Annotated in this window: 18 protein-coding genes; 8 read left to right on the forward strand and 10 right to left on the reverse strand. The window is 68.7% G+C overall.

The features are described from left to right. Nucleotides 1-61 precede the first annotated feature (61 nt). Complete coding sequence (locus AC5JCN_RS18740; protein ID WP_495756605.1) at nucleotides 62-1,261, reverse strand: penicillin-binding protein activator; 1,200 nt, start codon at nucleotides 1,259-1,261, stop codon at nucleotides 62-64. Between the two features lie 124 nt (nucleotides 1,262-1,385). Between AC5JCN_RS18740 and rsmI the strand changes: the two genes are divergently transcribed. The 4 genes from rsmI (at nucleotide 1,386) to hemW (ending at nucleotide 5,085) form a co-directional block, all read left to right on the forward strand. Continuing rightward, nucleotides 1,386-2,321, forward strand: a complete 936-nt coding sequence (rsmI, locus tag AC5JCN_RS18745; protein ID WP_495756606.1) for a 16S rRNA (cytidine(1402)-2'-O)-methyltransferase — start codon at nucleotides 1,386-1,388, stop codon at nucleotides 2,319-2,321. Further along, a complete protein-coding gene (locus tag AC5JCN_RS18750) occupies nucleotides 2,318-2,695 on the forward strand; it encodes a YraN family protein (protein WP_495756607.1) in 378 nt (125 codons plus the stop codon). The genes rsmI and AC5JCN_RS18750 overlap by 4 nt, the downstream gene beginning before the upstream one ends. Before the next feature lie 89 nt (nucleotides 2,696-2,784). Further along, nucleotides 2,785-3,741, forward strand: a complete 957-nt coding sequence (gene gshB, locus AC5JCN_RS18755; RefSeq protein WP_495756608.1) for a glutathione synthase — start codon at nucleotides 2,785-2,787, stop codon at nucleotides 3,739-3,741. Between the two features lie 180 nt (nucleotides 3,742-3,921). After that, entirely contained in the window at nucleotides 3,922-5,085 is a 1,164-nt protein-coding gene (hemW, locus tag AC5JCN_RS18760) for a radical SAM family heme chaperone HemW (RefSeq protein ID WP_495756609.1), read from the forward strand. A gap of 78 nt (nucleotides 5,086-5,163) precedes the next feature. Here hemW and AC5JCN_RS18765 read toward each other — a convergent pair whose 3' ends face one another. Next, nucleotides 5,164-6,069 (reverse strand): lysozyme inhibitor LprI family protein, encoded by a 906-nt coding sequence (locus AC5JCN_RS18765; RefSeq protein WP_495756610.1) that lies wholly within the window; start codon nucleotides 6,067-6,069, stop codon nucleotides 5,164-5,166. 279 nt (nucleotides 6,070-6,348) lie between these two features. On the opposite strand from AC5JCN_RS18765, the gene dnaK reads away from it, so the two are divergent. The 3 genes from dnaK (at nucleotide 6,349) to dnaJ (ending at nucleotide 9,863) form a co-directional block, all read left to right on the forward strand. Further along, the gene (gene dnaK, locus AC5JCN_RS18770; protein ID WP_495756611.1) at nucleotides 6,349-8,268 is read left to right on the forward strand and encodes a molecular chaperone DnaK; all 1,920 of its coding nucleotides are present in this window, start codon (nucleotides 6,349-6,351) and stop codon (nucleotides 8,266-8,268) included. A gap of 128 nt (nucleotides 8,269-8,396) precedes the next feature. Then, the gene (locus tag AC5JCN_RS18775) at nucleotides 8,397-8,657 is read left to right on the forward strand and encodes a HepT-like ribonuclease domain-containing protein (RefSeq protein WP_495756612.1); all 261 of its coding nucleotides are present in this window, start codon (nucleotides 8,397-8,399) and stop codon (nucleotides 8,655-8,657) included. Between the two features lie 75 nt (nucleotides 8,658-8,732). After that, nucleotides 8,733-9,863, forward strand: a complete 1,131-nt coding sequence (gene dnaJ, locus AC5JCN_RS18780; RefSeq protein ID WP_495756613.1) for a molecular chaperone DnaJ — start codon at nucleotides 8,733-8,735, stop codon at nucleotides 9,861-9,863. Nucleotides 9,864-9,951: 88 nt separating this feature from the next. On the opposite strand, the gene AC5JCN_RS18785 is transcribed toward dnaJ, so the two are convergent. Next, entirely contained in the window at nucleotides 9,952-10,131 is a 180-nt protein-coding gene (locus tag AC5JCN_RS18785; protein ID WP_495756614.1) for a hypothetical protein, read from the reverse strand. 200 nt (nucleotides 10,132-10,331) lie between these two features. Here AC5JCN_RS18785 and zwf point away from each other — a divergent pair, with 200 nt between their 5' ends. Further along, nucleotides 10,332-11,795 carry a glucose-6-phosphate dehydrogenase gene (gene zwf / locus AC5JCN_RS18790; protein ID WP_495756615.1) on the forward strand — a complete coding sequence of 488 codons (1,464 nt, stop codon included), beginning with the start codon at nucleotides 10,332-10,334 and terminating at the stop codon, nucleotides 11,793-11,795. Nucleotides 11,796-11,814: 19 nt separating this feature from the next. On the opposite strand, the gene AC5JCN_RS18795 is transcribed toward zwf, so the two are convergent. The 7 genes from AC5JCN_RS18795 to dnaA form a co-directional block, all read right to left on the reverse strand. Next, entirely contained in the window at nucleotides 11,815-12,105 is a 291-nt protein-coding gene (locus tag AC5JCN_RS18795) for a type II toxin-antitoxin system RelE/ParE family toxin (RefSeq protein WP_495756616.1), read from the reverse strand. Then, entirely contained in the window at nucleotides 12,102-12,347 is a 246-nt protein-coding gene (locus AC5JCN_RS18800; protein WP_495756617.1) for a CopG family ribbon-helix-helix protein, read from the reverse strand. Before AC5JCN_RS18800 ends, AC5JCN_RS18795 begins: the two co-directional genes overlap by 4 nt. A 68-nt stretch (nucleotides 12,348-12,415) precedes the next feature. Beyond that, a complete protein-coding gene (gene gyrB, locus AC5JCN_RS18805; protein ID WP_495756618.1) occupies nucleotides 12,416-14,839 on the reverse strand; it encodes a DNA topoisomerase (ATP-hydrolyzing) subunit B in 2,424 nt (807 codons plus the stop codon). Between the two features lie 187 nt (nucleotides 14,840-15,026). Further along, nucleotides 15,027-15,647: a LysE family translocator gene (locus AC5JCN_RS18810; protein ID WP_495756619.1), complete on the reverse strand. Its 621-nt coding sequence runs from the start codon at nucleotides 15,645-15,647 to the stop codon at nucleotides 15,027-15,029. Continuing rightward, nucleotides 15,644-16,777 (reverse strand): DNA replication/repair protein RecF, encoded by a 1,134-nt coding sequence (gene recF / locus AC5JCN_RS18815; protein ID WP_495757679.1) that lies wholly within the window; start codon nucleotides 16,775-16,777, stop codon nucleotides 15,644-15,646. The genes AC5JCN_RS18810 and recF overlap by 4 nt, the downstream gene beginning before the upstream one ends. Nucleotides 16,778-16,845: 68 nt before the next feature. Further along, nucleotides 16,846-17,964, reverse strand: a complete 1,119-nt coding sequence (gene dnaN / locus AC5JCN_RS18820) for a DNA polymerase III subunit beta (protein WP_495756620.1) — start codon at nucleotides 17,962-17,964, stop codon at nucleotides 16,846-16,848. A gap of 185 nt (nucleotides 17,965-18,149) precedes the next feature. Then, nucleotides 18,150-19,625, reverse strand: coding sequence for a chromosomal replication initiator protein DnaA (gene dnaA / locus AC5JCN_RS18825; RefSeq protein ID WP_495757680.1), 1,476 nt, complete (start codon nucleotides 19,623-19,625; stop codon nucleotides 18,150-18,152). Between the last annotated feature and the right edge of the window lie 293 nt (nucleotides 19,626-19,918).

The raw sequence follows: 19,918 nt of genomic DNA on the forward strand, positions 1-19,918 counted from the left end.
CGCCAACCTGCATGCCCGATGGGCTGGGTCTCGAGGGAGGCGCGTCTGAAGACGCGCGGTCCTACGTCCCCGCCGCGAAGTTTCTCGGCGCTGGCTGGATCGTCGAGGCCGACCCGTTGTTCACCTGCAGAACGGCCAGGCCGCGCTGGTTGGTGCCATCGGGCCGGAAGCGGAACAGGCCGTCCGTGCCGATGATGCCCTCGGGATCGGTGAAGTTGGCGTCGGTGAAGGCCTGCGTTCCGTATTTCGCGTGCAGCGCGTTCAGGAGGAACACCGCGTCGTAGGCCAGCGTGGCAATGCGCGCCGGCTGGCTGCCGAACTTCGCCCGGTAGCGGCCGGCAAAGGCGTTGAAGCCTGCCTTGTCGGGCGCGGCGAACCAGCCGCCCTGCACGGCCGCCGCCGTCTCGAGCCGGGGATCGTCCCACACGCCGGTGCCCAGCGTCTGCATGCGGCCGGGAACGCCATTGGCGGTCAGCACCGGCCCTAGCGTCGCCATCTCGGCGGCGCTGACCGGCAGGAACAGCGCGTCCGCGCCACCCGATGCAGCGACGATGCGCTTCACCGCGGCGTCGGCGCCGGCGGCGTCGAAGCGCTCCAGCGCCGCGATCCGCATGTTGCGGCGGGCGGCCGTCTCCTGCAGCGCGGCTGCCACGATGGTCCCGTAGGCACTGTTCGGGATCAGCGCCGCGACCGACCGTTTGCCGCGTCCTGCGGCGAAGGTGATGATCGTGTCGACGTCACTCTCCGGCATGAAGCTGAGCAGGTAGACGCCGCGCGTGGCCACGCTGGCATCGGTCGAGAAGGCGACGACCGGTCTTCCGGCGGGCTTGGCCACCTGCCCCACCGCCTGCACGGAGGAGGCGAGAAGCGGACCAAGGATCACCTCTGCGCCCTCGGCGAGCGCCTCTTCGGCAGCCTGACGCGCACCCTCGGCCGTGCCCTTGTCGTCCTTGGGCAGCAGCTGGACGACCGAGCCGTTGAACTCGGCGACAGCCATCTCGGCCGCGTTCTTCAGGGAGGTCGCCACGGCGCCGGTGTTGCCGCCCGCGCTGAGGGGCAGGATGAGGGCGACGCGCACCTTCCCCGGGATGACCGGCGGAGCGTTGGACGCCGACGATGCCGGCTGCTCGACGCCCAGGTTCGGCCCGGCCGTATTGCAGGCCGCCAGGACGGGGGCCAGGAGGCTCGTTCCGGCCAGCAGCCGCAGGACGCGACGCCGGCCCGCGTCGACGGCGTCCCCGGGAAACGATTCGTCACTCAACGCAGACTCCTCTCGCCGCACCGATCCGCGCGGGACGCCGATCCCGCATTCTTTGCGCGGGACGTTAGCCGAAGCTAATCTCGGCGCGAAGTCTGCGCAGGTGCCGCGGGCGGCGGATTCGGCCATGAGTAGCAAGAGAGACACGCCACGCCGCAGCGCTGCAGGCGATGCGCCGCCCTCCGCCTTCACCGCCTTCGGCATCCGCGCGGAGGCGACGGCGCTGGCGCCGGGCCTGCATGTCGTCGCGACCCCCATCGGAAACCTGGGCGACGTGTCGTTCCGGGCCCTGGGCACGCTGGCTGCGGCGAACGCCATCCTGGCCGAGGATACGCGGGTGACCCGGACGCTTCTCGCGCATTACGGCATCACCACGCCGCTGGTGCCCTATCACGAGCACAATGCCGAGGAGATGCGCCCCAAGGTGCTCGCGCGGCTGAAGCAGGGCGAGGCACTGGCTCTCGTGTCGGATGCCGGCACGCCGCTGGTCTCCGACCCCGGCTACAAGCTGGTCGAGGCGGCGCACGGGGACGGCATTCCGGTCACCACCGTGCCGGGACCCTCGGCCGTGCTCGCCGCCCTGGTCGTCGCGGGCCTGCCGACGGACCGCTTCTTCTTCGAGGGCTTCCTGCCGCCCAAGTCCGCCGCGCGCCGCGAGCGGCTGGAGGTTCTGCGCGAGGTGCCTGGCACGCTCGTCTTCTTCGAGAGCCCGCGCCGCGTCGCGGAGATGCTGGCCGACGCCGCGGCCGTCCTCGGTGAAAGGCCGGCGGCGGTCGCCCGCGAGCTCACCAAGTTCTACGAGAGCGTGCGCCGCGGCACGCTGCCCGTGCTGGCCGGGGCCTATGCCGGCGAACCGGCACCCAAGGGCGAGATCGTCGTCCTGATCGGGCCGCCTTCCGCCCGTTCGGCTGCGGGCGAGGATACCGAAGCGGCGCTGGACGAGGCCCTGCGGCGGCGCCTCGCCACCCTGTCCGTGAAAGACGCCGTGGCCGTCGTCGCCCAGGAGACAGGCTTGCCGAAGAAACGCGTCTACGCCCGCGCCGTGGCCATCGCGGGGACATGAGCCGCCGCGGCCCGCAGTTGCGCCGGGAGGCGCTGCGCCGGGGCCGCTGGGCCGAGATTGCCGCCGCCGCCCTCCTCATCCTGAGCGGGTATCGGATTCTCGTCCGCAACTATTCCGTGCACGGCGGAGAGATCGACATGGTCGTGCTGCGCGGCATGACGGTGGCGTTCGTCGAGGTGAAGGCGCGCGGCGACACGGAGGCCGGGCTGTGGTCGATCGGTCCGCAGAAGCAGCGCCGCATCCGCCGCGCGGCCGCGCACTGGCTCTCCCGCAATCCGTGGGCGGCGTCCCGGACGTTGCGGGGCGATGCGGTGATCGTCGTTCCCCGCCGCTTTCCGAGGCACGTTCCCGACGCCTTCCCCCTCGAAGTGTGAAAGGCCGCCATGCGGGCGCGGTCTTGCCAGCGCGGGGCAAGCGGAGGATGGTGCGGCCGCCCGAGGAGGCAGCAGCCAGGGAGCGCCCGATGCGCAAGACGAGACCGCTCGACGTCGCCGTCCAGATGGACCCGATCGAGCGCATCAACATCACCGGCGACAGCACCTTCGCCCTGCTGCTGACCGCGCAGGAGCGCGGGCACCGGCTCTTCTACTACACGCCCGACCGGCTCTCGATGCGCGATGGCCGTGTCACGGCGACGATGCAGCCGATCACCGTGCAGGACGTGAAGGGCGACCATGTCCGCATCGGCGAGGCGCAGCGCCGGGATCTCGCCGAGATCGACGTTGTTCTCCTGCGCCAGGACCCGCCCTTCGACCTCGCCTACATCACCACGACGCACCTCCTCGAGAGGGTGCATCCGAAGACGCTGGTGGTGAACGACCCGAAGGCCGTTCGCGACGCCCCGGAGAAGATCCTCGTCACCGACTTCCCGGACCTGATGCCGGCGACGCTGATCACCCGCGACCGCGAGGAGATCGAGGCGTTCCGCGCCGAGCATGGCGAGGTCGTCATGAAGCCGCTCTACGGCAATGGCGGCGCGGCGGTGTTCAAGGTGGGCGTCGCCGACCCGAACTTCGGCTCGCTGTTCGACCTCTTCTCCGTCACCTTCCGCGAGCCCTGGGTCGTGCAGCGCTTCCTGCCGCAGGTGATCCACGGCGACAAGCGCATCATCCTCGTTGACGGCGAGCCCCTGGGCGCCGTCAATCGCGTGCCGGCCGAAAACGACATCCGCTCCAACATGGTGCGCGGCGGTGCCGCCGAAACCACCCAGCTCAGCCCGCGCGAGCGGGAGATCTGCGACCGTATCGGCCCGACCCTGCGTGAGCGCGGGCTGATCTTCGTCGGCATCGACGTGATCGACGGCCACCTCACCGAGATCAACGTCACCTCGCCGACGGGGCTGCGCGCCATCAAGCGCCTCGGCGGCCCGGATCTCGCGGTCGCGATCTGGGAGGTCATTGAGGACAAGGTGAGCGGGTAGCCACCCCTCCTTGCGAGCGCAGCGAAGCAACCCGGGTCTGTTCGCCTTTTGGCGACCGCGACTGCATTGCTTCGTCGCTGCGCGCCTCGCAAGGACTTACAGCTCGCTGTGCGGGGCGAATTCGAGCCGTTTTTGCAGCGCGGGCTTGCCTTCGCAGGCGCGAAAGACCATTGGAGGCGCATGAGCGCACCCGAACCTTTCGCACCCGGCTTCGGCGTCTACGTGCATTGGCCGTTCTGCGCGTCGAAGTGCCCGTATTGCGACTTCAACAGCCATGTCCGCCACCAGCCGGTGGACGAGGCGCGCTATCTCGCCGCCTTTGAGCGCGAGATCGCGCATGAGGCCGAGATCGCGCCCGGGCGCACCGTCACCAGCATCTTCCTCGGCGGCGGCACGCCCTCGCTGATGAAGCCCTCCACCGTGGGCGGCATCCTCGACGCCATCGCCGCGCACTGGCCCGTCGCCCGCGACGTGGAGGTGACGCTGGAAGCCAATCCGACGAGCGTCGAGGCGGGCCGGCTGGCCGGCTACCGGGGAGCCGGGGTCAACCGCGTCTCCCTCGGCGTCCAGGCGATGAACGACACGGATCTTCGCGCGCTCGGCCGCCTGCACACGGCGGACGAGGCGATGGAGGCCGTGGGCATCGCCTCCTCGATTTTCGAGCGCACCTCGTTCGACCTCATCTATGCCCGTCCCGGGCAGACGCCGGAGGCCTGGGCCGCGGAGCTGGAGGAGGCGATCCGGCGCGCCGCCGAGCACCTGTCGCTCTACCAGCTCACCATCGAACCCGGCACCATGTTCGAGCGCCTTCGCGACGCGGGGAAGCTGGTCGTCCCCGACGACGAGCACGCCCGCGTGCTTTTCGACGTCACGCGCGAAATCTGCGACCGCCACGGCCTCCCCGCCTACGAGATCTCCAACCACGCCCGGCCTGGCGCGGAGTGCCGGCACAACCTCGTCTACTGGCGCTACGGCGAGTATGCCGGCGTCGGCCCCGGCGCCCATGCGCGGCTCGTCTCCTCCAACGGCCGGCTGGCTCTCTCCACCGTGCTGCAGCCCGAGGCCTGGCTGCGTCAGGTGGAGAAGCAGGGCCACGGCATCACCGAGGTCGAGCGCCTGTCGGCCGAGGCGGAGGGCGACGAGTTCCTGCTGATGGGTCTGCGCCTGACAGAGGGCATCTCGCCCGCCCGCTTCGCGGCACTGACCGGGCGAGAGCTGGCCGAGGACCGCGTCCGCGTGCTGCAGGAAGAAGGCCTGGTCGAGCAGACCCGTACCGGCCGCCTGCGCGTCACCCGCAGCGGCTTCCCCGTGCTCGACGCGATCGTGGCCGACCTGGCCGCCTGACGGACCAAACCGCGGGTCTTCAGACCCGCATGGCACGAGGCGCGTCTGAAGACGCGCGGTCCATGGAAGCGCCGGCTCCTACTGCAGTTCGCCGCCGGCCGAGGCTGCGGGAACGGGTGCGACGGGCTTCGGCTTGGGCTTCGGCTTTGGCGCAGCGAGTTGGCCGCTGGCCTCGAGCCGGGCGCGCCGCGCGTCGAGCGCCGCCGCGCGCAGTTCCGTGTAGCGCGCACCGCAGAATCCGTGGGCCGGCTCGCGGGCATAATCCCGGCAAAGCTCCTCGCGCGCGGCCGTGAACCCGGCCTGTTCGGTGACGAGCGCTTTCAGTTCGGCCTTGTCCTTGCTGCGCGCCATCAGCGCCTTGAAGGTCTCGCGCATGGCCTTGTCGGCGCGCGAGCGGTCGCCGTCGAAGTCGGCCGTCTTCGGCTCGAGATCGGCGGGGGGAGGCCCCCACAGCCCGCGCGCATCGACGCGACAGTCCGCTTCCTGGAAGGTGCACGCGGCCTCGCCGCCGACGAGGACGCTGCCGTCAGCCACGTCGAGCGTCAGCGGGCACCCGGGCACCGCGACGTCGTAGCGCGGCACGCCGTCGGGCCGTCCGACGGAGGTGATCGCCAGCGGCGCGCCATTGCCGAGGTCGAGGCCGCAGGCTTCCGTCGGCTTGGAGATCTTCTCGCCGACGGCGATGATCTTCAGCGTGTAGCCGCCGTCAGGGTTCTTCATCAGCGTGAGGCGGCCCTTGCTGCCGTATCGCAGGAACTCCTTGCCGGCCACGGCATCCTCGGCGAACGACTTCGGCGGCACCACCTTTTTCCTCGGCTTGGGCGGCGGGGCATCGCCCAGTCCAGATCCCTCGATCGCCGTGGCGCCAGGCAGGACGATCTGCGCCACGGCGGGCGTGCAGGCGAGGGCCGGCAGCGCGAGCGCGAGGAAGAGCGTGGCCGCCGGCCGGAAAGGGCCGGCGCGGCCCGTGCGGAGGAAACCCATGAACCGATCCTAACGTGGGACTGCAACTCTCGCGAGAAGAAGGTCGAACAACTACAATGCGGACGTCATGTCCTTGGTGCGACGCGAGCGTTGCGTCAAGCGCCGCGACCAGTCACTCTCCTTGCGGCGCAAGGGCCCTGTCCTTATATACCCGCCAGCCGCGGGAAACCCGCGCATCCTGAGGGGATCCGGCGGAAACGGGCCACGCAAGCGGCCCATACCGCCGACAGCCGGAGCGCCTGTATGGGCCCGGCGGTCTCGCTGAGAAAGGGGACTAGCATGGGTAAAGTAATCGGTATTGACCTCGGCACGACCAATTCCTGCGTCGCCATCATGGAAGGTGCGACGCCGAAGGTCGTGGAGAACGCGGAGGGCGCTCGTACGACGCCCTCGATCGTCGCGTTCACGGACGAAGGCGAGCGCCTCGTCGGCCAGCCGGCCAAGCGCCAGGCGGTGACGAATCCCGAGCGCACCTTCTTCGCCATCAAGCGCCTCATCGGGCGGACCTACGACGACCCGATGACGCAGAAGGACAAGGGCCTCGTGCCCTACAAGATCGTGCGCGCCGGCAACGGCGACGCCTGGGTGGACGCGGACGGCAAGACCTACTCGCCCTCGCAGATCTCGGCCTTCATCCTGCAGAAGATGAAGGAGACGGCGGAGGCGTTCATCGGCCAGCCGGTGACGCAGGCCGTCATCACGGTGCCTGCCTACTTCAACGACGCCCAGCGCCAGGCCACCAAGGACGCCGGCAAGATTGCCGGCCTCGAGGTGCTGCGCATCATCAACGAGCCGACGGCGGCGGCGCTCGCCTACGGCCTCGAGAAGAAGAAGAGCGGCACGGTCGCGGTCTATGACCTCGGCGGCGGCACCTTCGACGTCTCGATCCTCGAGATCAGCGACGGCGTGTTCGAGGTGAAGTCCACGAACGGCGACACGTTCCTGGGCGGCGAAGACTTCGACATGAGGCTCGTCGAGTATCTCGCGGACGAGTTCAAGAAGGAGAACGGGATCGACCTCAAGAAGGACAAGCTGGCTCTCCAGCGCCTGAAGGAGGCGGCCGAGAAGGCCAAGATCGAGCTCTCCTCCGCGAGCCAGACCGAGATCAACCTGCCCTACATCACCGCCGATTCGAGCGGCCCGAAGCATCTGACGCTGAAGCTCACCCGCGCCAAGTTCGAGGCGCTGGTGGACGATCTCGTGCAGAAGACGATCGAGCCCTGCCGCAAGGCGCTCAAGGACGCCGGCCTGACGGCGGCCGAGATCGACGAGGTCATCCTCGTCGGCGGGCAGTCGCGCATGCCCAAGGTCCAGGAGGCCGTGAAGCAGTTCTTCGGCAAGGAGCCCCACAAGGGCGTCAACCCGGACGAGGTCGTCGCCATCGGCGCGGCGGTGCAGGCCGGCGTGCTGCAGGGCGACGTCAAGGACGTGCTGCTGCTCGACGTGACCCCGCTGTCGCTGGGCATCGAGACGCTGGGCGGCGTGTTCACCCGGCTGATCGACCGCAACACGACGATCCCGACCAAGAAAGGTCAGGTCTTCTCGACTGCCGAGGACAACCAGACGGCGGTGACGATCCGGGTCTTTCAGGGCGAGCGCGAGATGGCGGCGGACAACAAGCTGCTCGGCCAGTTCGACCTGGTCGGCATCCCGCCGGCTCCCCGCGGCGTGCCGCAGATCGAGGTCACCTTCGACATCGACGCCAACGGCATCGTCAACGTGTCGGCCAAGGACAAGGCGACGAGCAAGGAGCAGCAGATCCGCATCCAGGCGTCGGGCGGCCTCAGCGAGGCCGACATCGAGAAGATGGTCAAGGACGCGGAGGCGCATGCCGCCGAGGACAAGAAGCGGCGTGAGCTGGTCGAGGTCCGCAACCAGGGCGAGAGCCTGATCCACCAGACCGAAAAGTCGGTGGCGGAGTTCGGCGACAAGGTCCCGGCTTCCGACAAGTCGGCGATCGAGACCGGCGTGACGGCGCTGCGCGACGCGCTCGGCACCGAGGATGTCGAGGCGATCAAGGCCAAGACCAACGACCTGATGCAGCTCTCGATGAAGCTCGGCCAGGCCATGTACGAGGCGCAGCAGGGCGCAGGCCCCGGCGAGGCCGCCGGCGGCGCACCGGGCGGCGAGGCCAAGGACGACGTTATCGACGCGGATTTCCGCGAGGTCGGCGACGACGACCGCAAGAAGAGCGCGTGACGCGGTGACGCGAGGCGGCCGGGGAGACCCGGCCGCCTTCTGCTTCGGGGGCGGGGCATGAGACCTTCGGAGGCGCTGGAGGCGAGGCCGATTTGAGAGCCGGCGACACTGGTCTCGATCTGGAGATCATGCTGGACGCACCCAGGAGCGCGCGCCGCTTCATTGATGGATTGACTGAGGATGAGTTCCTGGCCGAAGAACTTCATCAGAGCGCGGTTTCGATGTGTCTTGTCGTTATCGGCGAGTGCGCAAAGCGGCTGACTCGTCAGAACCAGGAATTTGCCGCGGAGCACGATCTGGACGGATGCGCGATCGCATCGCTCACAGCTATGAGACACTGGACATCAAGGTCGTCTGGGCGACTGCGCCAGGGGACCTCCAGCCCCTAATCGCGCGCTTGGAACCGATCCTCACTGCCCTGCCCGATCCCGACGCCTCAACGCCCGACTGAGCACCCCCGAGCCATGGCCAAAGCCGACTATTACGAAGTCCTTGAAGTCAGCCGAACCTGCACCGAGGTCGAGCTGAAGGCGTCGTTCCGCAAGCTCGCCATGAAGCACCACCCGGACCGCAATCCGGGCGACAAGGCTGCCGAGGCGAAGTTCAAGGAGCTGAACGAGGCCTACCAGACGCTCAGCGACCCGCAGAAGCGCGCCGCCTATGACCGCTTCGGCCACGCCGCCTTCGAGAATGGCGGCATGGGCGGCGGTCGCGGCTTCGACAACGACTTCGCGTCCTCCATGGCGGACATCTTCGAGGACCTGTTCGGCGACTTCGCCGGACGCCGCGGCGGCGGCCCCAATGGGCGCGAGCGCGGCTCCGACATGCGCTACAACCTCGAGATCACGCTCGAGGAGGCCTATCGCGGCAAGACCGCGACGCTGAAGGTGCCGACCTCCGTCTCCTGCGAAGCCTGCAACGGAACGGGCGCCAAGCCGGGCTCGAAGGCGCGCCAGTGCGCCACCTGCGCCGGGCATGGCCGCGTGCGCGCCAGCCAGGGCTTCTTCTCGATCGAGCGTACCTGCCCAGCCTGCCAGGGCCGCGGCGAGGTGATCGACGATCCCTGCCGCTCCTGCAACGGCGCTGGCCGCGTCACGCGCGAGCGCACGCTGTCGGTCAACATCCCCGCGGGCGTGGAAGACGGAACACGCATTCGCCTGGCCGGCGAGGGCGAAGCAGGAATGCGCGGGGGGCCGTCGGGCGACCTCTACATCTTCCTGTCCATCAAGCCGCATCCCTTCCTGCAGCGGGACGGGGCGGACCTGTTCTGCCGGGTGCCGGTGTCGATGGTGACGGCGGCGCTGGGCGGCGATCTCACCGTACCCTTGCTCGACGGGCAGGAAACATCCGTGAAGATCCCGGATGGCACTCAGACCGGCAAGCAGATCCGCATCCGCGGCAAGGGCATGCCGGTGCTGCGCGCCCGCGAGCACGGCGACCTCTACATCCAGGTCGTGGTGGAGACACCGCAGAAGCTCTCCAGCCGCCAGCGTGAGTTGCTGCGCGAATTCGAGACCGAGAGCTCGAAGGACACGCAGCCGGAGAGCGCCGGGTTCTTCAGCAAGGTCCGCGACTTCTTCGCCGGGCACGAGTGAGGGAGCGGGCGCGCTGCGACCGCGCGTCTCGAGACGCGCCCCGTGACGCGAGATGAAGTGCGGGTCTGAAGACCCGCGTTTCAGTCCGCTAGTAGCCGAGGATCCGCAGCACGATCCAGGTGATCCCGAAGCCGATCACGAAGATGACGAAGAGCAGCCCGAAGCCCTGGATGTCGCGGGGGAACCCGCGCGTCCGTCCGGGCCCGGCGATCACCCACCAGAAGGCGACGATGAGCCCGACAATGGCGGCGATCTCGTTACGCGGCATCCCGTGTCTCCGGTCCGGCGCACGGAGCGGCACAGCCCGCGCTTCTCTGTCCTGAACGCGGCGGAGCACCTTCCGGTTGCATCCCGGTCCCGGCTGACCGGCCGCGCCTTGGCCGAAGAAATGCATCCGTAATCTCGCCGTGCTCTGATGGTGGACGGGAACGGCCGCTTCGGACGGTCCGGCGAGGCTTGGGGGTGGACGTGTCGGGCAAGGCGTCGCGGGTCGGCCCGCAATCTCCGCAGGTGGTGGTGCTCGTCGGCGCGACCGGCGACCTCTCCCGCAGGAAGCTCCTTCCGGGGCTCTTCCACCTCGTCAGCGCGGGCTTCATCCCGGGCTGCCGCATCATCGGCGTCTCGCTCGACGACATCGACGTCGACGCGTTCCGGACGCTCGCGCGCGGTGCCATCGACCAGTTCTTTGCCCGGCCCGTGAGCCAGGCCGACTGGGACGCCTTTGCCGCCGCGCTCGACTACGTGCCGATGGGCGCAGGCGCCGAGCCGCTGGCCGCAGCCGTCGCGCGGGCCGAGGCGGCGCTGCCCGGCGAGAACCGCCGGCTCCACTATCTCAGCGTGCCGCCCAGCGCCGCTCTTCCGGCCGTGCACCTGCTGGCGGAGGCCGACCTCGTCGAGCGCAGCCGCATCATCATGGAGAAGCCGTTCGGGACGGACCTGGAAAGCGCCGTCATGCTCAACCGCCGCCTGCACGAGGTGTTCAGCGAAGACCAGATCTTCCGCATCGATCATTTTCTCGGCAAGGAGGCGGCTCAGAACATCCTGGCCTTCCGCTTCGCCAACGGGTTGTTCGAGCCGATCTGGAACCGCAACTTCATCGATCACGTGCAGATCGACGTGCCGGAGACGCTGACCATCGGCAAGCGAACGGCCTTCTACGAGCAGACCGGCGCCTTCCGCGACATGGTGGTCACCCATCTCTTCCAGATCGTCGGTTTCATGGCCATGGAGCCGCCGACAGCGCTGGAGCCGGGCCCGATCAACGAGGAGAAGAACAAGGTCTTCCGCAGCATGCGGCTGATCGACCCGAAGGATGTGGTGCGCGGCCAGTATGTCGGGTTTCGCGCCGAGCCGGGCGTCGATCCCGTCTCCGACACCGAGACCTTCATCGCCCTGAAGGTGCACATCGACAATTGGCGCTGGGCCGGCGTGCCGTTCTTCCTGCGCACGGGCAAGCGCATGGCGGAGGGCCAGCGCATCATCTCCATCGCGTTTCGCGAGCCGCCCAAGAGCATGTTCCCGGTCGGCTCGGGTGTCGGCGCGCAGGGGCCGGACCACCTCACCTTCGACCTCGCCGACGAGAGCCGCATGTCGCTCTCCTTCTACGGCAAGCGGCCGGGGCCCGGCATGCGGCTGGACAAGCTCAGCATGCAGTTCGCGATGCACGACACCGGCCTGATTGGCGACGTGCTGGAGGCCTATGAACGGCTGATTCTCGACGCCATGCGCGGCGACCGGACGCTCTTCACCGGCGCCGAGGGCATCGAGCGGCTCTGGGAGGTCTCGACGCCGCTGCTGGAAAACCCGCCGCCCGTGCGGCTTTACGAACCCGGCTCGTGGGGACCGAAGACCATCCACCAGCTGGTCGCCCCGCATGCCTGGCGCCTGCCCTTCGAGCGGGCCTGGCGGGATACGAATGGCAACGGGGCCTGACAGGCAGTGCTGGAGCGGCTCAGACGATGTCGGGGCCGCTCTGGGCCGTGTGGAACACGGTCAGGATGTCGATCCACTGCTCCGATACCTGGTAGACGATGATGTAAGGCAGGCCGCTGACGACGAATTCCCGGGTGCCTGCGATCCTTCCAGGCCGCCCCATCATGGGCTGCATCTCCAGTTTTCCTGCCGCCCCAACGATGCGCCTGACTACCTTTTCGGCGGCCCATCGATCTCGTTCCGCGATGAAACGGGCAATGCTGTCCAATCGGAAGGATGCTCTGGCTGTCCATCGCAGCCGGCGGCTCACGCCTTTGGCTCGCTCACCGTATACTTGCGCACCATTTCGGCGATGGCTTCGTCAGGCACGAACTCGCCGCGATCAGCTTCCGCCAGCCCGGCCTCGATGTCGGCGATCTGCCATTCCTGCGCGGAAAGAAAATCGTCAACAGCCTGCCGGGCAAGCTCGGCTTCTGAGCGGTTCAGCTTTTCGGCAAGCTCAGCCAGCCTCTGGGCACTTCCGTCGTCCAGGCGAACCGTCAATGCTGTCATGAGGCTGCCCTCACCACGTGTCCAGCGAAGGTATCCGAACTCCGGCACCTTCAAAAGTCAGTGCTGCCTCAGATATCCAAATTCGCCACGCTCAGCGCGTTGGACTGGATGAATTCGCGGCGCGGCTCGACGACGTCGCCCATCAGCTTGGTGAAGATGTCGTCGGCCTCCGAGCCTTCCTTGATCTTCACCTGCAGCAGCGAGCGGACGTTGCGGTCGAGCGTCGTCTCCCAGAGCTGCTCGGGATTCATCTCGCCGAGGCCCTTGTAGCGCTGCAGGGTGAGGCTCTTGCGGACGACGCTGGTGAGCGTCTCGAAGAGTTCGACGGCACCGTTGATCGGCCGCTCGTCGGCGCGGCGGACCAGCGTCGCCGTGTTGGCGAAGGCGGCACGCAACGGGGCAGCGTGCTCGGCGATCTTGCGGGCGTCGGCCGACCCGAGCAGCGCGGCATCGAGCGACACGACATGGCGCACGCCGCGCAGCGTCCTTTCCAGTACGTAGCCGCCGCCTTCGGCGTGGCCGGTCCAGCCCCGCTCGATGTCGTCGGCCAGCGTGTCCATGCGCCGGGCAATTTCCTTCGCCACGGCGTCGGACGTTTCCTGGTCACCCTGCATTTCCAGGGCGCCGGCCAGTGCCGCCTGTTCGACGGCCCGCCGGTCGTAGCGCGAATGCAGCCCGTTCAGGAGGTTGCGGATCACGCGTCCCTCCTCCAGCAGCGTGCGCAGGTCGCGTCCCGTCCGTTCCTCGCCTCCTGCGAGGCGCAGCAGCGCGCCTTCGACACCCTGCTCGATGAGGTAGTCCTCGAGCGCCCGCTCGTCCTTGAGGTACTGCTGGGACTTGCCGCGCGTCACCTTGTAGAGCGGCGGCTGGGCGATGAAGATATGGCCGCGCTCGATCAGCTCCGGCATCTGCCGGAAGAAGAAGGTGAGCAGGAGGGTGCGGATGTGGCTGCCGTCCACGTCCGCGTCCGTCATGATGATGATCTTGTGGTAGCGCAGCTTGTCGGCAGTGAACTCCTCCTTGCCGATGCCGGTACCGAGCGCCGTGATCAGCGTGCCGATCTCCTGGCTCGACAGCATCTTGTCGAAGCGCGCCCGCTCGACGTTCAGGATCTTGCCGCGCAGCGGCAGCACGGCCTGGTACTCGCGGTTGCGGCCCTGCTTGGCCGAGCCGCCGGCGGAGTCACCCTCGACCAGGAACAGCTCTGACTTGGACGGGTCGCGCTCCTGGCAGTCGGCCAGCTTGCCCGGCAGGGATGCGATGTCGAGCGCTCCCTTGCGGCGGGTCAGCTCGCGCGCCTTGCGGGCTGCCTCGCGGGCAGCCGCTGCCTCCACGACCTTGCCGACGACGCCGCGCGCCTCGGCCGGGTGCTCCTCCAGCCATACGGAGAGCGCCTCGTTCAGCACGTTCTCCACGACGGGCCGCACTTCGGACGAAACCAGCTTGTCCTTGGTCTGCGACGAGAACTTGGGATCGGGCACCTTCACCGACAGCACGCAGGTGAGGCCCTCGCGGCAATCATCGCCGGTGAGCGAAACCTTCTCCTTCTTGGATAGGCCGGAGCTGTCGGCATAGCCAGTCACCTGCCGGGTCAGCGAGGCGCGGAACCCCGCGAGATGGGTGCCGCCATCGCGTTGCGGGATGTTGTTGGTGAAGCACAGCACGTTCTCGTGGTAGCTGTCGTTCCACCACAGCGCTGCCTCGACCGTGATGCCGTCGCGCTCAGACCGCACCATGATCGGAGCCGGCAGGATCGGCGTCTTCGCCCGGTCGAGATAGCGGACGAAAGCCTCCAGCCCGCCCTCGTAGAGCAGCTCCTCACGCCTCACCTCGGCGTGGCGGGCATCGGTAAGCACGATGCGCACGCCCGAATTCAGGAAGGCGAGCTCGCGCAGGCGGTGCTCCAGCGTGTCGTAGTCGAACTCCACCATGGTGAAGGTTTCCGACGACGGCTGGAACGTCACCTCCGTGCCTCTCTTGCCGTGCGACGGGCCGGCCACGGCGAGCGACGCATTGGGCACGCCATGCGTGAAGCTCATCGCGTGCTCCTCGCCGTTCTGCCAGATGCGCAGGCGCAGCCAGGACGAGAGGGCGTTGACAACGGACACGCCGACGCCGTGAAGGCCGCCAGAGACCTTGTAGGAGTTCTGGTCGAACTTTCCGCCGGCATGCAGCTGCGTCATCACCAGCTCGGCCGCGGAGACGCCCTCTTCCTTGTGAATTCCCGTGGGGATTCCGCGCCCATTGTCCGTGACGGTGCACGATCCGTCGGGGTTCAGGGTAACGGTCACCTCGTCCGCATGGCCGGCCAGCGCCTCGTCGATGGCGTTGTCGACGACCTCGTACACCATGTGGTGGAGGCCGGATCCGTCATCGGTGTCGCCGATATACATTCCGGGACGCTTGCGGACAGCGTCCAAGCCCTTGAGAACCTTAATGGATTCGGCGCCGTAGACGTTCTCGTCCTCGGTGCGGCGGGCAGCTTCTGCCATGTCGGTCCCTATCCGGGTGGAAACCCTTGATTCGTCTTCGGAAATATAGTGCGGAACAGAGGCCTTTTCACGGCTCGTCCGGCGATTTACCAGAGCATTCCCGGTACCGTGCAGGATCGCTCCAGATGCTGCGCTGCTCCCGGCTGTCGCTTACCCGCGCCAAGGGCGACGGAGCCGCGTTCGGGCGCTATCGGGCCGCGATGGCTGCGGCCGTGCCCGCGAGAATCACTCCCGTCGTGCGGTTGATGCGCCTCAGCGCCCTTGGGCTGCAGAAGAGGCGGCGTGCCCTGGCGGCAAGCAGCGCGTAGCCGCCGAGCACGGAGGTGATGATGACGGCCATCAGCGCCGCGATCTCGAGGAAGGCAGGCAGGCTCAGCGACTGCAGGTCGACGAGGCTGGGCAGCAGCGCCATGAAGAACACGATCACCTTGGGATTGCCGAGCGTCAGCGACAGGCTGCCGAGGAAGAGCCGCAGCGGGCTCTCGCGGCCGGCGCCGCCGTGCCCCTCGTCACCGGCGACCGCCACCGGCGCGGTCCAGGCCTTCCAGGCGAGCCAGAGCAGATAGGCGCAGCCGGCATATTTGATGACCGTGAACACTGTCTCGAAGGTGTGGGCGATCACGCTGAGACCCGCCGCGGCCACGGTGAACCAGATGAGGTCGCCCGCCGTGAAGCCGAGGATGAACGGGAGCAGCCCGGCGCGTCCGCGCCCCAGGCCACGCGCGACCACGGCGGCGACGCCAGGCCCGGGTGTCGCGACGGCCAGCGTGTAGGCGGCCGCGAAGACGAGAAGTCCGGATAAGGTCATGCGCCGACCATACCGCGCACGCGGCCAGGCGTCACCTCGAAGCGCTGCGAGCCGGGCGGGAGCTCGCGGAATGCTGCCGGGTCGGCACCCGTCATCCAGACCTGCCCGCCCAGGGCGGCGAGCGTCTCGAAAAGGGCGGCGCGCCGGCGCGGGTCGAGATGGGCGGCGACCTCGTCGAGCAGGACGAAGGGCACGAGGCCCGTCGCCTGCGCCACCAGGCGCGCATGGGCCAGCACGAGCCCGACCAGCAAAGCTTTCTGCTCGCCGGTCGAGGAGAGCGCCGCGTCCACCTGCTTCGGGCCGTGCCGGACCGAGAGGTCGGAGGTCTGCGGCCCGAATAGGGCCCGGCCTGCCGCCCTGTCACGCGCCCGACCGTCGCGGAGGCGGGCCCGGAACATGTCCTCGACGTCGAGGGCGGGGGCGTCGGCGAGCAGCGCTTCCAGCTCGCCGGTCAGGGACAGCTCCGCCCAGGGGAACGGCGACGTGTCGTCGGCGGCCTCGCCGATCAGGGCCGCGAGGCGCAGCACGGCGTCGCGCCGGGCTGCGGCGACCGCAACGCCCGTCTCGGCCGCCTCGCGCTCGATCGCGTCCAGCCAGGCGGCGTCGGGGCGATCCTCCTCCAGCAGGCGGTTGCGCGAGCGGAGCGCCTTCTCCAGCGCGGTCACGCGGCCGCCGTGGCCCGTGTCGACGGCGAGGACGAGCCGGTCGAGAAAGCGGCGGCGGTCGCCGGCCGACCCTGCGAATAGCCCGTCCATGGCCGGCGTCAGCCAGACGATGCGGACATGCTCGGCAAAGGCCGTCGCCGATCCCACCTGTGTGCCGTCGATGCGCGAGCGCCGCTGCGGCGGCCCTCCGGCGTCGCCCGGTTCCGTTCCGGTGCCGAGGCGCACCACCGAACCATCCTCGTCCACCGCCAGCGAAGCGGCGAAGGTGCCGGGTCCTCCCAGCCTCGCCATGTCCGACAGGTCGGCCCGGCGCAGGCCACGGCCAGGCGAGAACAGCGACAGCGCTTCGAGGATGTTGGTCTTGCCGGCCCCGTTCTCGCCGGAAAGCGCGACGAGAGGCGCGGCGACCGCAAGGTCCAGCGCAGCGTAGGAGCGGAACTCGGAGAGCATCAGCCGGCGCACCATGGGCGCGCGCGCAGCGCTTCTTGGTCCGGTCAGGTCCGGCTGGGCAGGGGCGGCGTCGGCTGCTCCGTTCACACGCGCATCGGCATCAGGACGTAGAGGGCGGTTGCGCCCTCGCGGTCCTGAATGAGCGTGGGCGAACCGGGGTCGGCGAGCTTGAAGAGCGCCGTGTCGCCCTCGAGCTGCGAGGCGATGTCGAGCAGGTAGCGCGCGTTGAAGCCGATGTCGAGCGGCGTGGCCTCGTAGTCGACTTCCAGCTCCTCGACGGCGGAGCCGGAATCCGGATTGGTCACCGACAGCGTCAGCCGCCGGTCGGAGAGGGCGAGCTTCACGGCGCGGCCGCGTTCGCTGGAGATGGTGGACACGCGGTCCACGGCGGCCTGGAACTCGGACTTGTCGACCACCAGCGGCTTGTCGTTGCCGCTCGGAATGACGCGCTGATAGTCCGGGAAAGTCCCGTCGATCAGCTTCGACGTGAGCACCACCGAGCCCAGCGCCAGCCGGATCTTCGTGGGCGAGAGTTCGACCCGCACCTCCTCGCCGGCATCGTCGACGAGCTTGATGATCTCGGCGACGGCCTTGCGCGGCACGATCACCCCGGGCATTCCCTCGGCGCCTGCCGGGGCGGGGGTCTCGACGCGGGCCAGGCGGTGGCCGTCGGTCGCGACAGCACGCAGAACCGGCTGCCCCGCCGAGTCGAGCGTGTGGAGGTAGATGCCGTTGAGGTAGTAGCGCGTCTCCTCCGTGGAGATGGCGAACTGCGTCTTCTCGATCAGCCGCTTCAACTCCTTGGCCGGCAGCGTGAAGCTCGACGTCATCTCGCCGGCCGCGAGGTCGGGGAAGTCGGCTTCGGGCAGGGCCTGGAGCGTGAACCGCGAGCGGCCGGAGCGGATCAGCACCTGTCCCACGTCGCCGGTGGTCTCCAGCGAGGCCTGGGCCCCGTCCGGCAGCTTGCGGACGATATCGTAGAGGACATGGGCGGGCACCGTGATGCCGCCCTCCTGCCCGACATCGGCCGGCGCGGTCTCGGTGACCTCGAGGTCGAGGTCCGTGGCGCGCAGGCGCAGCTCACCGCCGGCGGCCCGGATCAGCACGTTGGAAAGGATCGGAATGGTGTTCCGGCGCTCCACGACCCGGTGGACGTGGCCCAGCGACTTCAACAGCGCGGAGCGCTCGACGGTGACCTTCATGGCCGGGATCCTGCATCACTCGGGCGGCGCCGCACAGGCGGCGCATAGCCGGGTCGGAGCCCGGCGGGCGAGCACATTGGCAACAGCGCAAGCCCGGCGCAAGCGCACCAGCGCTCGTGGCGGGCCGCTTTTGCCTGGTTTTCCCCGACGAGACGTCCGGGACGCCCGGCGCGCCAGTCGGGCGTCTATTCCTGCAACATCCGCTTGAGGAGTTCCACGTCCTCGCGCAGCGACGTGTCGATGGCCACTGCGCCCTCGATCTTGCGCACGGCGTGCAGCACCGTCGTGTGGTCCCTGCCGCCGAAACGACGCCCGATCTCCGGCAAGGAGCGTAGGGTCAGCTGCTTGGAGAGGTACATGGCAATCTGGCGAGGCTTCACCACGCCCGCCGAGCGCCGGGAGGACAGGATGTCGGAGCGGCTGACATTGTAGTGAACCGCCACCAGCTTCTGGATGTCCTCGATGCGCACCTTGCGCGGCTCGCGCGAGCGCACGAGGTCGCGGATGGCCGTTTCAGCACTCTCCACCGTCGGCATGGAACCGGAGAGCGTCGTGTGGGCGAGCAACCGGTTCACCGCGCCGTCGAGGTCGCGGCCATTGGTGACGATGGCGCGCGCCACATAGGACACGACGGGCTGGCTCACCTCGAAGGCGGGGTGGTGGATGCGGGCGGCGGCGATGCGCGCCTCGAGGATCTTGACGCGCAGCGCCTCGTCGAGCGCGCCCATCTCCACCACGAGCCCGCCGGCGAGACGCGAGCGTACGCGCTCGTCGAGGCTCTCCAGCTCGGCCGGGGACCTGTCGGCGGCAATCACCACCTGCCGGCCGGCGTCGATGAGAGCGTTGATGGTGTGGCAGAACTCCTGCTGGATCGATCGCCCCTGCAGGAACTGCACGTCGTCGATGACCAGCACGTCGATCCCGCGCAGGCGCTCCTTGAAAGCGAGCGCCGTCTGCGCCTTCAGCGCGGCCACGAACCCGTACATGAAGCGGTCGGCGGTGAGGTAGATGACGCGCTTGCCGGAGGCGATGACCTCATGGGCGACGGCCTGCAGGAGATGCGTCTTGCCGAGCCCCACGGCGGAATGAACGTAGAGGGGATTATAGAGAGGCGCCCCGACATTCTCGACGCGCGCCACCTTCTCGGCGGCGGCGTGGGCAAGGGCATTGGACTTTCCGACCAGGAACGTGCCGAACGAAAGCCGCCGGTCGAGTGGCGAGCCCTGCAGTCCGTCCTCCGAAGTAGGGGCCGAGCGATCGTCGATCGCGGAGAAGAACGGCACCGGCCGCTCCGTCGTCGCAGGGCGGCCGGAAACGGCCGCGGCGCCGGACGGAGACGGCTCCGATTGCTGCTGCGGCCGAGGCACGGGACGCTGGCCGGCGCCCCGCACGGCGAGAGACACGTCGCTGACGCCGTCGCATTCCGCCACGAACAGGGCGCGGACACGGTCGATGTAGTGGGACTGGATCCAGCTCTTCAGGAATCGCGTGGGCACGGTGAGGTGACCGACGCCCTGCACGATGCCGGCGAGCTCGAGGCGCCCGAACCAGCTGGAGAACACATCCTCGCCGAGTTCGGCTCGCAACCGCCGCTTCACACGCTCCCAAGCCTGCAATTGATTGTCGCCCCTGGCCGCATCCGGGCCCGCAGCTTCGGCCATCGCCGGGTTGACCTCCGTCGTGTTGAGTGCGCGCAGCATGTTCATCTCGTTTTGAGCATGACCGATCGTCGCCCGCGGCAGCCGCGCTGCGGGATCGGCGTCATGGACCTGGGGAATGGGTGGAATGCCGCCGAAGGCGACGTTGAGCAGACGCTAGTCCGTCGCGGCGGGATCACCGGAAGCACGGAACGCAATACGCGAAGGAACAATGCCAGAGGCCAGAAAACGCCTGCCCTGAAACGTCATGGAAACGGAAGATTCCAACATTTTCTGCCCCCTGAGCCCGGCCCCGA

The organism is Alsobacter sp., from assembly GCF_059501845.1.